This window comes from Sporosarcina sp. FA9 (assembly GCF_051550205.1).
Classification (GTDB): Bacteria; Bacillota; Bacilli; order Bacillales_A; family Planococcaceae; genus Sporosarcina.
Genome location: NZ_CP188819.1, coordinates 316,178 through 329,771 on the forward strand (window position 1 = coordinate 316,178; position 13,594 = coordinate 329,771).

Annotated in this window: 13 protein-coding genes; 12 read left to right on the forward strand and 1 reads right to left on the reverse strand. The window is 41.3% G+C overall.

Annotated elements, in window-relative coordinates; translation table 11 throughout:
- The first annotated feature begins 10 nt into the window (after positions 1 to 10).
- From icmF to ACP8HH_RS01625, 5 genes are all read left to right on the forward strand, one after another.
- A complete protein-coding gene (gene icmF, locus ACP8HH_RS01605; RefSeq protein ID WP_438314932.1) occupies positions 11 to 3,268 on the forward strand; it encodes a fused isobutyryl-CoA mutase/GTPase IcmF in 3,258 nt (1,085 codons plus the stop codon).
- 15 nt (positions 3,269 to 3,283) lie between these two features.
- Positions 3,284 to 3,535, forward strand: a complete 252-nt coding sequence (locus ACP8HH_RS01610; RefSeq protein WP_438314934.1) for a hypothetical protein — start codon at positions 3,284 to 3,286, stop codon at positions 3,533 to 3,535.
- 217 nt (positions 3,536 to 3,752) lie between these two features.
- Positions 3,753 to 4,004, forward strand: coding sequence for a hypothetical protein (locus ACP8HH_RS01615; RefSeq protein WP_438314937.1), 252 nt, complete (start codon positions 3,753 to 3,755; stop codon positions 4,002 to 4,004).
- Between the two features lie 170 nt (positions 4,005 to 4,174).
- On the forward strand, positions 4,175 to 4,732 hold the full coding sequence (gene rpoE / locus ACP8HH_RS01620) for a DNA-directed RNA polymerase subunit delta (protein ID WP_438314940.1): 558 nt from the start codon (positions 4,175 to 4,177) through the stop codon (positions 4,730 to 4,732).
- 160 nt (positions 4,733 to 4,892) lie between these two features.
- A complete protein-coding gene (locus ACP8HH_RS01625; RefSeq protein WP_438314943.1) occupies positions 4,893 to 6,488 on the forward strand; it encodes a CTP synthase in 1,596 nt (531 codons plus the stop codon).
- A 53-nt stretch (positions 6,489 to 6,541) separates the two neighbouring features.
- On the opposite strand, the gene ACP8HH_RS01630 is transcribed toward ACP8HH_RS01625, so the two are convergent.
- The gene (locus tag ACP8HH_RS01630) at positions 6,542 to 7,057 is read right to left on the reverse strand and encodes a DUF2529 family protein (protein WP_438314946.1); all 516 of its coding nucleotides are present in this window, start codon (positions 7,055 to 7,057) and stop codon (positions 6,542 to 6,544) included.
- Positions 7,058 to 7,200: 143 nt separating this feature from the next.
- Between ACP8HH_RS01630 and ACP8HH_RS01635 the strand changes: the two genes are divergently transcribed.
- The 7 genes from ACP8HH_RS01635 (at position 7,201) to rpmE (ending at position 13,419) form a co-directional block, all read left to right on the forward strand.
- Positions 7,201 to 7,566 carry a response regulator gene (locus ACP8HH_RS01635; RefSeq protein WP_438314948.1) on the forward strand — a complete coding sequence of 122 codons (366 nt, stop codon included), beginning with the start codon at positions 7,201 to 7,203 and terminating at the stop codon, positions 7,564 to 7,566.
- A 107-nt stretch (positions 7,567 to 7,673) separates the two neighbouring features.
- Positions 7,674 to 8,531, forward strand: coding sequence for a class II fructose-bisphosphate aldolase (locus ACP8HH_RS01640; RefSeq protein WP_438314951.1), 858 nt, complete (start codon positions 7,674 to 7,676; stop codon positions 8,529 to 8,531).
- Between the two features lie 78 nt (positions 8,532 to 8,609).
- Positions 8,610 to 9,257 (forward strand): fructose-6-phosphate aldolase, encoded by a 648-nt coding sequence (gene fsa / locus ACP8HH_RS01645; protein ID WP_438314954.1) that lies wholly within the window; start codon positions 8,610 to 8,612, stop codon positions 9,255 to 9,257.
- 19 nt (positions 9,258 to 9,276) lie between these two features.
- Positions 9,277 to 10,554 carry a UDP-N-acetylglucosamine 1-carboxyvinyltransferase gene (locus ACP8HH_RS01650; protein ID WP_438314957.1) on the forward strand — a complete coding sequence of 426 codons (1,278 nt, stop codon included), beginning with the start codon at positions 9,277 to 9,279 and terminating at the stop codon, positions 10,552 to 10,554.
- Between the two features lie 84 nt (positions 10,555 to 10,638).
- Positions 10,639 to 11,604 carry a class II fructose-bisphosphatase gene (glpX, locus tag ACP8HH_RS01655; protein WP_438314960.1) on the forward strand — a complete coding sequence of 322 codons (966 nt, stop codon included), beginning with the start codon at positions 10,639 to 10,641 and terminating at the stop codon, positions 11,602 to 11,604.
- A gap of 110 nt (positions 11,605 to 11,714) precedes the next feature.
- The gene (gene rho / locus ACP8HH_RS01660) at positions 11,715 to 12,998 is read left to right on the forward strand and encodes a transcription termination factor Rho (RefSeq protein WP_438314963.1); all 1,284 of its coding nucleotides are present in this window, start codon (positions 11,715 to 11,717) and stop codon (positions 12,996 to 12,998) included.
- A gap of 184 nt (positions 12,999 to 13,182) precedes the next feature.
- Entirely contained in the window at positions 13,183 to 13,419 is a 237-nt protein-coding gene (gene rpmE, locus ACP8HH_RS01665; protein WP_438314966.1) for a 50S ribosomal protein L31, read from the forward strand.
- Positions 13,420 to 13,594 lie beyond the last annotated feature (175 nt).

Genomic DNA, 13,594 nt, shown 5'->3' on the forward strand with positions numbered 1-13,594 from the left:
TGCTATTTAAATGGCGGCAGTAGAGGTTTATAAACCGAAACATCATATTCGTTTTGTGACGGCATCAAGTTTATTTGACGGGCATGATGCATCTATTAATATTATGCGTCGTATTTTGCAATCAACAGGGGCGGAAGTCATTCATCTTGGACATAATCGTTCGGTCGAGGAAATCGTGAATGCTGCGATACAAGAAGATGTACAAGCGATTGCGATGTCGTCGTACCAAGGTGGACATGTTGAATATTTTAAATATATGCATGATTTGCTACAAGAACGAAATGCGCCACATATCCATATTTATGTAGGCGGCGGCGGTGTCATTATACCGAAGGAAATCAAGGAACTTCATGAGTATGGAATTTCGTGGGTGTTCTCACCTGAAGACGGTCGTAAATTAGGTCTTCAAGGGATGATTAACCAAATGATGAAACAATGTGATTTCCTCACTGAAGTTGATGATGAAATGGCGAATCTTCAAAAGGTATCTACGGAAACTCCCGAAGTGCTCGCAAATTTAATTACGTACGCTGAAGAAACGTATAACAAAGATGATTCCGACGCAAAAGCACTTATTAAAAAAGCGAGAGAAATGTCGAAAAATACACCGATATTTGGAATTACCGGTACGGGCGGTGCAGGGAAAAGTTCGCTTACGGATGAATTAATTCGAAGGTTTCTCCATGAACTTCCGGATAAGAAAGTCGCGATTCTTTCGATTGATCCAACCAAGCAGAAAACAGGCGGAGCGCTTCTCGGGGACCGAATACGGATGAATTCGATTTTCAATAAGCGTGTATTTATGCGCAGTCTTGCAACAAGGGGTTCTCGTTCGGAACTTTCCGGTGCCATTAAAGATGTGCTGGATATCGTGAAAGTTGCGGGATTCGATCTAATCGTTGTTGAAACAAGCGGTATTGGTCAAGGGGATGCCGACATCGCGGACATTGCAGACGTTTCGATGTATGTAATGACTAGTGAATTTGGTGCACCAACACAACTTGAAAAAATCGACATGATTGATTATGCGGATTTAATTGCCATCAATAAATTTGAACGTAAAGGTTCAGAAGACGCGATGCGCCAAGTACAAAAGCAGTTCCAACGCAGTCGTCTTTTGTGGGATAAAGAAATTGGTCAAATGCCGGTTTATGGAACAATCGCGAGTCAATTCAATGACAAAGGAACGAATTACCTGTTCGGTGCAATCGTCAATGTTTTGAATGAAAAATGCGGTTTGGACTGGGAAACTTCTTATACCGAATTTGTGAAAACTCAGAAACAAAACGTCATCATTCCAACAGAGCGTCTTCATTATTTACGTGAAATTACCGATTCGGTTCGGGGATATCATAAAAAATCAGAGGTACAGGAAGAACTTGCACGAAAACTCTTCCAACTTGAAGGTGCACGGAATGTTGTTCTGGAAAAAGCTCCAGACGATGCCCTTGTTGCATCGTTAAACTCGCTCGCAGATGGTGTTCGTGAGGAACTGACCGCAGAATCCAAGCGTATTTTGGCAAATTGGGAGCAGTTGAAAGAATCCTATTCCGGCGATGAACTCGTAACGAAAGTACGCGACAAGGAAATTCGGACAATTCTTCGAACGGTAAGTCTTTCAGGCTCGAAGATTCCCAAAGTTTCTCTACCGAAGTTTAAAGATTACGGGGAGATTATTCGTTGGGTATATCGTGAAAACGTTCCAGGTTCTTATCCATATACGGCGGGTGTATTTCCGTTTAAACGTGAAGGGGAAGATCCAAAACGTCAATTCGCGGGTGAAGGAACACCGGAACGAACGAACCGTCGTTTTCATTATTTATCAAAAGACGACGATGCCAAGCGTTTATCGACAGCATTCGACTCTGTAACATTGTACGGTGAAGACCCACATGAGCGTCCTGATATTTACGGAAAAGTTGGAGAATCCGGCGTCAGCATTTGTACGCTTGAAGATATGAAGAAGTTGTACGAAGGCTTCGACCTTTGTGCACCCGCAACATCTGTTTCGATGACCATTAACGGACCTGCTCCAATTATTTTAGCGATGTTCATGAATACCGCAATCGATCAGCAAGTGAAGAAAAACGAAGAAGAACTTGGCCGTACATTGACGCTCGAAGAATATACAGCAGTCAAAGAAGGAACGATGCAAGTTGTTCGGGGCACAGTGCAAGCGGACATTTTGAAAGAGGACCAAGGGCAAAACACTTGTATTTTCTCAACAGAATTTGCACTTAGGCTTATGGGCGATATTCAACAGTATTTCATTGATGAAAAAGTTCGCAATTACTACTCGGTCTCTATTTCGGGTTACCATATCGCAGAAGCCGGAGCCAACCCGATTTCACAGCTTGCGTTTACATTGGCAAATGGCTTTACGTATGTCGAGTATTATTTAAGCCGAGGAATGGACATCGATGATTTTGCACCAAATCTATCGTTCTTCTTCTCGAACGGTTTAGATCCCGAATATACTGTAATTGGACGCGTGGCTCGTCGCATCTGGGCAGTTGCAATGCGTGAAAAATACGGCGCCAACGAACGAAGTCAGAAGTTGAAATACCATGTCCAAACATCTGGACGAAGCCTACATGCACAGGAAATCGACTTTAACGATATTCGTACAACGCTACAAGCGCTCATGGCACTCCAAGACAATTGCAACTCGCTTCATACAAATGCATACGATGAAGCAATTACAACGCCGACAGAAGAGTCTGTTCGTCGTGCAATGGCCATTCAGATGATCATTACAAAAGAACACGGCCTTTCGAAAAATGAAAACCCACTTCAAGGAGCATTCATCATCGACGAAGTAACAGACCTTGTCGAAGAGGCTGTTCTTGTAGAATTCAATCGCATGAATGACCGCGGCGGCGTTCTTGGCGCAATGGAAACACAATACCAAAGAGGTAAAATTCAAGAAGAATCCATGTTTTATGAAATGAAAAAGCATACAGGCGAACTCCCAATCATTGGTGTGAACACGTATTTGAATCCAAATCCACCATCTGCAGACGACGTCGACAACATGGAAATCGCACGTGCGACAAAAGAAGAAAAAGAAACACAAATCCTGAACCTACGAGCATTCCAAAGCAAACATGAAAACGAACTCGACAACGCCTTAAAACAACTCAAAGAAGTAGCCGTAACAGGCGGAAACATCTTCGCCGAACTAATGAATACCGTAAAAGTAGCAAGCCTAGGCCAAATCACAAACGCCTTGTACGAAGTAGGCGGACAATATAGACGGAATATGTAACTAGAGATACTTTCGATGCAGGAAATACAGGGTGTGCAACGAAAAGTCGCTAGTGTGCAACGAAACTTGCTTGGTGTGCAACCAATTCCGCGAGATGTGCAACGAAATCCGGTTAGTCTACAACGTCGCATGGGAAAAGATAATTACCCAAATGCATTTGACCAATTAGGCGAAGCTATCAATACTCTATATGGTACTTGTGCAACGAAACGGCGAAAGTGTGCAACGGTGACTCCAATCCCAGAAGTCACCCACAATCCTAGTTGAAATTCCTAATATACAATACCATGACAATGATCCAAAGAGCGCCGAAGCGTCAAGCGTGAGCCGAAGTAAGGAGATTGGCAGTGCACTTCTGTCAAGCTCCTTACGAAAGGCCATCGCAAGCGCCAAGCGGTTTTGGGAACCACAAACCATTTAAAAAGCGGAAACGCATAAAATAACACTCCAAATCCAATCCCTTCATAGAAAATATCTAAATATTGTGAGAGAATGGATATTAGTAGAAGCTGACACGTATAATGAAATCAAGTACAAAATAAAGAATCGCTTGGAAAGTGGTGCTGCTATGAAGTTGTATCAACACGTATTGATTATAGCTGTGCTCATTTTTCTCACATACTATCTCTATGGAAATGGACTAGGTGCAATTGCATTTTCCTTAACAACAATTTACTTAGCATTCATCCTTTACAAGCAACTAAAAGAGTGGAAGAAATTAAAAAACGAAGAATAATTGAAAGTACACATTACTTTACGTGCACTTGTTTTTAAGATATAGTATGATGAATACAGTAATGTAGATTTGACTTGTACATAAAAGGGACTAGGCTTGTCTGGTCTCTTTTTTTAATGATGGTTATCTATCTTTAAAGAAGGGACGTGTGTTTATTGAATATCCGTGAAATGACGAAAGAACAACTTTCGGAAGAATCGATGATTGACATCGCCTATGCTGTCTTGACTGAAAGAGGCAAAGGAGAACATTTAACATTACGCCAACTAATGGATGAAGTTCGTAAGCTCAATGGAGTAACTGTAAAAGCAATGGCAGACAACATGCAACAGTTTTACACGGACATGAATATTGACGGACGTTTTCTATCTATCGATGATATTCGTTGGGGACTACGTGAGTGGTATCCGGTTGATACACTTGAGGAAGAAACAGCTCCTGTCGTAAAAGTACGTAGGAAACGTAAGAAAAAGAAAGTCCTTCTAGACGACGATCTTGATGATCTAGACGACGAGGATGATGACGATGAAGATGATGAAGAAGAGGATGACCTAGTTGTTGAAGGTTTTGACGAAATTGATACAGAAGAAGATGACGACGACGACGATGACGAAGAAGAAATCGTTGAAATTGAAGAAGATCTTCTAGATCCTGATGACGACTTGGAAATCATTCCAGACGATGTGGAACTTGACGACGAGGAAGAAGAGGAAGAAGAGGAAGAGTAATAAATCCTTGACTTCAGCGTCAGCGCAATATAAGATTTTACTGGGCTCCTTAAAAATAAGGACACATGAAACTTAGTGCATATGCGCTCCTACTGCTGGCAAAACTGCAGACGGGGCGCTTTTTCTTTTTGTATAAATCGAATGAACGGAGGAATAAGCAATGACAAAATATATATTCGTAACGGGTGGGGTTGTATCCTCATTAGGTAAAGGGATTACGGCGGCATCACTCGGTCGCTTGCTGAAAAGTCGCGGGCTTCAAGTAACAATCCAGAAATTTGACCCGTACATAAACGTCGATCCTGGAACAATGAGTCCATATCAGCACGGTGAAGTTTTCGTTACTGAAGATGGTGCTGAGACAGATTTAGACTTAGGTCATTATGAGCGTTTCATTGATATTAAATTAAATAAATACTCCAACGTAACGATGGGTAAAGTCTATTCGGCTGTTCTGAAAAAAGAGCGTCGCGGAGATTATGATGGTGCAACTGTTCAAGTAATTCCTCATATTACGAATGAAATAAAAGACCGTATATTGCGTGCGGGTAAAGAAACAAATGCCGATGTCGTGATTACAGAAATTGGTGGAAGTGTTGGGGATATCGAGTCACTTCCATATATTGAAGCAATCCGTCAAATGAAAATGGACCTTGGTAAAAACGATGTGCTCTTTATTCACTGTACATTAGTTCCTTATTTGCAAGCTGCGGGTGAACTGAAAACGAAACCTACACAACACAGCGTTAAAGAACTTCGTGGACTTGGAATTCAACCGAATATTATTGTGGTTCGAAGTGAATACCATCTTCCACAAGATATGAAAGATAAAATCGCTCTATTTTGCAGCATAAAACCTGAAGAGGTAATTGAGGCAATTGATGCAGACTCACTATACGAAGTTCCATTATTATTACATGAGCAAAACATGGACAAGATTGTCGTTGATTTCCTTGAGCTTGATACGGATGAGCCGGATATGACTGAACTTAGGGAGCTAATAACGTTAGTGAAATCTCTTTCGAAAAAAGTTCGCATTGGTCTTGTAGGGAAATATGTTGAGCTTCAAGACGCATATATCTCGGTAGTAGAATCACTCCGTCATGCAGGATTTAGCTATGATGCTGAAATTGAAGTGAAATGGATTAATTCAGAAGAAGTAACACGTGCAAACGTAGCAGAATTTTTAAGTGATGTAGATGGTGTAATTGTTCCGGGTGGTTTCGGAGACCGTGGAATCGATGGTAAAATCGAGGCAATTACGTATGCGCGTGAACAAAATGTTCCGTTTTTCGGAATCGCACTTGGTATGCAGTTAGCTGCAATTGAATATGCTCGAAATGTAGTTGGTTTAACGGATGCACACTCGACTGAATTTAATCCGGAAACAAAGAATGCAATCATCAGTGTGCCCGCTTATAATGATGACAATGGCGGAAACAGACGTCTCGGTTTGTTCCCATGTAAAGTGACGAAAGGAACAATTGCAGGCGATGCTTACGGAGAAGAACTTATTTATGAACGTCATCGTCATGAGTATGAATTTAACAATGAATTCCGCGAGTCTTTGGAAAACGCTGGAATGATTTTCTCGGGTATGAGTCCGGATGATCACTTAGTTGAAATTATTGAGCTTAAAGACAGACCGTTTTTTGTAGGATGTCAGTTCCATGCTGAATTTGCATCACGTCCTACACGTCCGCAACCCTTATTTAAAGAATTTATTGGTGCAGCTTTAGCAATGAAAAACGAATAGATGTATCGAAACAGCATTAAAGCGGATAATACTGTTTTAATGCTGTTTTATATTTACTCATCCGAAAGCATTTCGTCATATGAGAGTTTAACCGCCTCATATATAAAGAGTGCCGCAAGCGAATGTGGTTGAACGATTCGCGTGTTATCTTCACCGGGGAGTAGTCCCTGCACTAATCCTGTATATACATACGTTGTTGAAAGATCAGCAAGTTCGTTGTTTACGTCCGGCTTTCTAGAAGCAACAGTAGCGAATGGAATGAATTCACTGGCGAGACGTCGAGCAAGTTCTAAAACGCGTAAATCTGTCTCGTTTCTTGAAAAAATCCATACACGATCTGCCTTCCCAATCGACATTTCGTTTACATATGGATGGATATTTTCAAACGGTTCAACCCCAAACTTTGCGGACAAATATACTGCTTCCATTTCATCGAAACTAGCGAGAATTACACGTCCCTCACCAATAGTTGCTTGGGCGAGAAGTCTTGCAGTCTCTTCGATTGAATCCGTATTATTTGTACCGATTCGTTGCAATAAACCACTGATCTGTGTTGTTAACATTTTCATATTATACCCTCCGATTTACTTTTAATTTATGATTTAACCCTATATTAACTATTAAAAGGTAAGCTTAAAAAAAGGATGTTACACTACTTATGAAGAATATACCAACACTTGATGAAACACCAACTAACTACTAGAGAGCAGGGATGCGTATGAAGAGTCTTTTAATTGTAGACGATCAAACAGGTATCCGACTTCTACTTGATGAAATATTTCGTACGGAAGGACACCTAACAACACTTGTAGCAAATGGATTGAAAGCAATCCAAGAAATCGAACATAAAATCCCCGATTGTGTACTTCTGGATATGAATATGCCAGGTTTGGACGGGCTTGAAGTTTTGAGAAGAATAAAAAAGGGTTGGCCGGAAATACCAGTTATAATGATGACTGCTTACACTAATTCCGACTTACAAGCAGAAATAATCGAAAGCGGTGCAACAACCTTTTTTGAGAAGCCATTTAATATTTCAGAAATGGTGGAAGTGGTCAATAAAATCTTGCGAAGCTAACTATGCAGACAGTGGTAAACACTGTCTGCTTTTGGTATGATAATAGTAGTATATACAGGATCGCCTAGAAGCGAACGACATAGCAAGATAATCAAGGAGGAACATTAATGGCTCTGGTTTCAATGAAAGAAATGATGATAAAGGGTAAAAAAGAAGGATATGCAATCGGTCAATTCAACTTAAATAATCTTGAGTTTACACAAGCGATTTTACAAGCAGCAGAAGAAGAACAATCACCGGTAATCCTTGGCGTATCAGAAGGTGCTGCACGATATATGGGCGGTTTTACTACTGTTGTTAATATGGTTAAAGGACTCATGCACGATTATAAAACGACTGTTCCGGTAGCGATTCACCTGGATCACGGTTCAAGCTTTGAGAAATGCATTGAGGCCATTGAAGCTGGATTTACTTCAGTGATGATTGATGCATCAACGAAACCTCTTGCTGAAAATATTCGGATTACGAAAAGTGTTGTTGATTATGCGCATGAACGTGGTGTATCCGTAGAAGCGGAACTTGGTGTTGTTGGAGGCCAAGAAGACGATATCATCGCAGAAGGTGTAATTTATGCGGACCCTGCAGAATGTAAGGAGCTTGTCGAAAAGACTGGAATTGATTGTCTTGCACCTGCCCTTGGATCAGTCCATGGCCCATATAAGGGAGAACCGAATCTAGGATTTGAGGAAATGGAAGTTATTTCGAAACAATCGGATTTACCACTTGTTTTACACGGTGGAACTGGAATTCCGACGAAAGACATTAAACGTGCAATTTCCCTTGGGTCAGCGAAAATAAACGTCAACACTGAGAGTCAGATTACAGGTACACAAGCTGTTCGTGATACACTTATTGCAGATTCAGAAGTTTATGATCCAAGAAAATATTTAACGCCGATGCGAGATGCCATTAAAAAAACAGTTATTGGCAAAATGCGTGAATTTGGTAGTTCTGGTAAAGCATAAAGTTGTTCTGATAAAGAGGAGAAGCACCGAGAATGGTAGATTTCTCCTCTTTTTTGATACTAAATGGGGGTTGAAATCATGAAGTTTTTTATTGATACAGCAAACTTTGAAGAAATTAAAGAAGCCCATAGCTGGGGAATACTTTCGGGTGTAACTACAAACCCTTCCCTTGTTGCAAAGGAGGACGTACCGTTTCATGAACGTTTAAGACAAATTACAGAACTTGTTGACAACTCAGTGAGCGCGGAAGTAATTTCTCTTGATGCAGAAGGAATGCTAAAAGAAGGTCGCGAGCTTGCAAAAATCGCCCCGAATATCACGGTAAAACTTCCGATGACACCTGAAGGATTGAAAGCATGTTCTGTTTTTAGGGATGAAGGCATTAAGACAAATGTAACGCTAATTTTTAGTGCTAACCAAGCCCTTCTTGCGGCTCGTGCAGGCGCTTCATATGTCTCCCCGTTTCTTGGAAGACTGGATGATATCGGACAAGATGGAATGACCTTAATTGCAACGATTGCTGATATTTTCATGCTCCATGATATTAAGTCGGAGATTATCGCAGCATCGATTCGCAGTCCACAGCATGTCACGGATGCCGCTTTAAACGGTGCACACATTGCAACTATACCGTTCAATATACTTCAACAAATGTTTAATCATCCTTTAACAGACAAGGGAATCGAAGCATTTCTATCGGATTGGGAAACAAGAAAGAATAAGTAATGTACTAAAGGAGTGCGAAATGGACGTTTATAAAATAAAAGGCGGCAAACGCCTACAAGGCACGATTAAAGTGAGTGGAGCTAAGAACAGTGCAGTAGCTCTTATACCTGCTTCCATTTTAGCAGATTCGATTGTTACAATCGATGGACTTCCCGAAATTTCAGATGTACACACTTTGCAAGCCCTTCTTGAAGACATTGGTGGGAAAGTGAACTTTGAAGACGGGCAGATGAAAATTGACCCTACCGAAATGATTTCTATGCCGTTACCAAATGGGAATGTGAAGAAGTTGCGTGCCTCTTATTATTTGATGGGTGCGATGCTTGGACGTTTCAAACACGCTGTAATCGGTCTTCCAGGTGGTTGTCATCTTGGACCAAGACCAATTGACCAACATATTAAAGGTTTTGAAGCACTTGGTGCAAAAGTAACCAATGAACACGGTGCAATTTATTTGCGTGCTGAAGAATTACGCGGAGCAAAAATATATTTAGATGTAGTAAGTGTAGGTGCAACCATTAATATTATGCTTGCGGCGGTTTTGGCAAAAGGTCGGACGACAATTGAAAACGCAGCAAAAGAACCTGAAATCATTGACGTTGCGACGCTATTATCCAATATGGGTGCGAATATTAAAGGTGCTGGAACAAATGTAATTCGTATTGAAGGCGTTGAGAAATTACACGGTACAAAACATACAATCATTCCAGATCGTATTGAAGCTGGAACTTTTATGATCATGGCAGCAGCTGCAGGCGACGGTGTCACAATTGATAACGTAATTCCTTTTCACGTGGAAGCTTTAACAGCGAAGCTTCGGGAAATGGGCGTTAACGTTGTCGAAGAAGATGAACGTATCTTTATTCCAAAGTCCGAAAACTTACAAGCGGTTGATGTAAAAACACTTGTCTATCCAGGCTTTCCAACAGATCTCCAACAACCTTTTTCTGTCCTCTTAACTCAAGCCATTGGCTCGTCAATCATCACAGATACGGTGTATTCTGCAAGATTCAAGCAAATCGACGAACTTGTCAGAATGAACGCGGACGGACGCGTCGAAGGTCGTTCAGCCATTCTGTCAGGTCCGACACCACTTCAAGCCGCAACAGTGCGGGCGTCAGATCTTCGTGCTGGTGCAGCTCTTGTTCTTGCAGGCCTTATTGCTGAAGGAGAAACTGAAGTACAAGATATCCATCACATCGAACGCGGATACAGTTCGCTGATTGAAAAACTTCAAGGACTTGGAGCAGATATTCGCAAAGTATCGGTTTCGGAAGAAGCAATTGTGCGAGATTAAATTAAAAATCTCCATTTATTTTGTGATACAATAATTCAAGTAATAAACATTGCGGATATTTTCGTAAAAACAGGAGGAACAAAAATGGAACGTAGTTTATCTATGGAGTTAGTTCGTGTTACAGAAGCGGCGGCAGTATCATCGGCACGTTGGATGGGGCGCGGTTTGAAAAACGAAGCGGACGATGCAGCAACTACAGCAATGCGTGTCGTTTTTGATACAATTCCGATGCAAGGTGTTGTTGTTATCGGAGAAGGCGAGATGGACGAAGCGCCGATGCTTTATATAGGTGAAAAGCTTGGAACCGGAGTCGGTCCAGAAGTGGACGTTGCAGTAGATCCACTTGAAGGAACGAATATCGTTGCGGCAGGTGGTTGGAATGCGCTTGCTGTTATTGCGATTGCAGATAAAGGGAATCTATTGAATGCACCGGATATGTATATGGATAAAATTGCCGTTGGTCGAGAAGCTGTGGGCAAAATTAGCCTTGATGCATCTGTAACTGAAAATCTACATGCAGTTGCCAAAGCGAAAAATAAAGACATCGGCGACGTTGTTGCAACAGTTCTTAACAGAGAACGTCATGCGGATATTATTGCGGAAATACGTGCCGCTGGTGCTCGTATCAAACTCATCAATGATGGTGACGTAGCAGCTGCTATCAATACAGCATTCGATAATACTGGCGTTGATATTTTATTTGGACTTGGTGGTGCTCCTGAAGGCGTTATCGCCGCAGTCGGTTTAAAATGTCTTGGTGGTGAAATCCAAGGAAGACTCGTACCTTCAAATGATGAAGAGCGCGCACGTTGCATTAAAATGGGTCTAGATGTAGACAAAATCCTTTATATGGATGACCTCGTTAAAGGCGATGATGCTATTTTTGCTGCAACTGGCGTTACGGATGGTGAACTTCTTCGCGGCGTGCAATTTAAAGGCGGATACAGCGAAACGCATTCAATCGTTATGCGGTCTAAATCAGGGACGATTCGATTCGTTGAAGGTCGTCACAGCATGAAGAAAAAACCTCTACTTGTTATGCAAGACTAACTAACCTCTATGTCCGGCGACTATGCCGGGCATCTTCGTTTGTTTTTGCGTTCTTAAGTTTACAAAAACCTCAAAATTCATACCCATTAAATTAAAGAGTGGTGCATTAAATGACAATATTAACAATGTCGGCGCTTGAGGGCATGACGCTAAAAGAATTGTACGCCCTTGCAAAAGAATTTAAAATATCTTATTATGCTAAATTAACAAAAAAAGAACTTGTTTATGCCATCCTAAAGGCAAGAGCAGAGCAAGATGGCTTCTTTTTCATGGAAGGCGTTCTTGAAATAATTCAATCTGAAGGATACGGATTTTTACGTCCTATCAACTACTCTTCGAGTTCAGAAGACATCTATATTTCTGCCTCACAAATCCGTCGCTTTGATCTTCGGAATGGTGACAAAGTAACTGGGAAAGTGCGACCACCAAAAGAGTCGGAACGTTATTATGGACTGCTTCAAGTTGAAGCGGTAAATGGAGATGACCCTGAGGAAGCACGAGGTCGTGTGCATTTTCCAGCACTTACTCCACTTTATCCAGAGCGTCATATAAAACTTGAAACAGATTCTTCAAGTCTATCGACACGTATTATGGACCTTGTCGCACCCGTTGGATTTGGTCAGCGTGGCTTGATAGTTGCTCCCCCAAAAGCTGGTAAAACATTGCTGCTGAAAGAAATTGCAAACTCAATCACAACCAATTATCCAGAAGCCGAGCTCATCGTCCTGTTAATTGACGAGAGACCGGAAGAAGTGACGGACATCGAGCGTTCCGTTAAAGCAGATGTCGTTAGTTCGACGTTTGATGAATTACCAGAAAACCATGTTAAAGTTGCTGAACTTGTTCTTGAAAGAGCAATGAGGCTTGTTGAACATAAGCGGGATGTCATTATTTTAATGGACTCCATAACACGTTTGGCGCGAGCGTATAACCTAATTATCCCACCAAGCGGTCGTACTCTTTCTGGAGGAATCGATCCTGCTGCATTTCATCGTCCAAAACGGTTTTTTGGAGCGGCTCGAAACCTTGAAGAAGGCGGCAGCCTAACTATTCTTGCCACAGCACTTATCGATACGGGCTCAAGAATGGATGAGGTCATTTACGAAGAATTCAAAGGAACTGGAAACTTAGAGCTTCATCTTGACCGTCATCTTGCGGAACGTCGAATATTCCCAGCACTTGATATTCGTCGCTCAGGAACACGAAAAGAAGAGCTCTTAATTCCAGAAGATCAACTTACGAAGTTATGGGCTATCCGAAAAACATTTTCCGATGCACCAGACTTTGTCGAACGCTTCCTGAAAAAACTTCGTCAATCGAAAACAAACGAAGAATTCTTTGAAAAACTAGATATGGAAATGAAAAGCCATCGTAACGGAAAAGGGCTTTTATAAAAGTAAGCGGACAAGAAAATTTCGAATATAAAATAGTTGCTTTTCGAAAAAAATCTTGTTATAATTCATTTTGTATCAATTAATCGATTTGCTGCATATCCGGCTGACATATCGGGCCGTGTAAGGCATCAGTCTTAAAAAGAACTCTGTTCCAGATGGTTCAGGGCGAGAGGAGAAAAGACCGATGAAAACAGGAATACACCCAGAATACAAACTTGCAAAAGTTACTTGTTCATGTGGAAACGAGTTTGAAACAGGCTCAGTAAAAGGGGACATTCGTATCGAAGTTTGTTCAGAATGTCATCCATTCTACACAGGACGTCAGAAATTCGCTCAAGCGGACGGCCGTGTCGACCGTTTCAACAAGAAATATGGCCTCAAAGAAGAAGGCCGCGAAGAAGAAACAGAAGACAAAGAATAAGTCTTTCCAATACCCGTCAGGTGCTATGCATCCGGCGGGTATTTTTATTTGACTTAATATAATTACACGGATTGAGGGCAATCTATCGAGAGTTGTGACACATTTTAAACATTTAAAACAATGGTCACATTCAATGAGTTTTCAAGTATAATTAAGACTCACATAGGAAACTTAG

Excerpts from the sequence above, each read along its gene's own strand:
- ACP8HH_RS01625 (WP_438314943.1), top strand. The coding sequence starts at position 4,893 with ATGACAAAATATATATTCGTAACGGGTGGGGTTGTATCCTCATTAGGT.
- ACP8HH_RS01610 (WP_438314934.1), top strand. The coding sequence starts at position 3,284 with ATGCAGGAAATACAGGGTGTGCAACGAAAAGTCGCTAGTGTGCAACGA.
- rpmE (WP_438314966.1), top strand. The coding sequence starts at position 13,183 with ATGAAAACAGGAATACACCCAGAATACAAACTTGCAAAAGTTACTTGT.
- rho (WP_438314963.1), top strand. The coding sequence starts at position 11,715 with ATGACAATATTAACAATGTCGGCGCTTGAGGGCATGACGCTAAAAGAA.
- ACP8HH_RS01640 (WP_438314951.1), top strand. The coding sequence starts at position 7,674 with ATGGCTCTGGTTTCAATGAAAGAAATGATGATAAAGGGTAAAAAAGAA.
- icmF (WP_438314932.1), top strand. The coding sequence starts at position 11 with ATGGCGGCAGTAGAGGTTTATAAACCGAAACATCATATTCGTTTTGTG.
- glpX (WP_438314960.1), top strand. The coding sequence starts at position 10,639 with ATGGAACGTAGTTTATCTATGGAGTTAGTTCGTGTTACAGAAGCGGCG.
- rpoE (WP_438314940.1), top strand. The coding sequence starts at position 4,175 with ATGACGAAAGAACAACTTTCGGAAGAATCGATGATTGACATCGCCTAT.
- ACP8HH_RS01635 (WP_438314948.1), top strand. The coding sequence starts at position 7,201 with ATGCGTATGAAGAGTCTTTTAATTGTAGACGATCAAACAGGTATCCGA.
- ACP8HH_RS01650 (WP_438314957.1), top strand. The coding sequence starts at position 9,277 with ATGGACGTTTATAAAATAAAAGGCGGCAAACGCCTACAAGGCACGATT.
- ACP8HH_RS01630 (WP_438314946.1), bottom strand. The coding sequence starts at position 7,057 with ATGAAAATGTTAACAACACAGATCAGTGGTTTATTGCAACGAATCGGT.
- fsa (WP_438314954.1), top strand. The coding sequence starts at position 8,610 with ATGAAGTTTTTTATTGATACAGCAAACTTTGAAGAAATTAAAGAAGCC.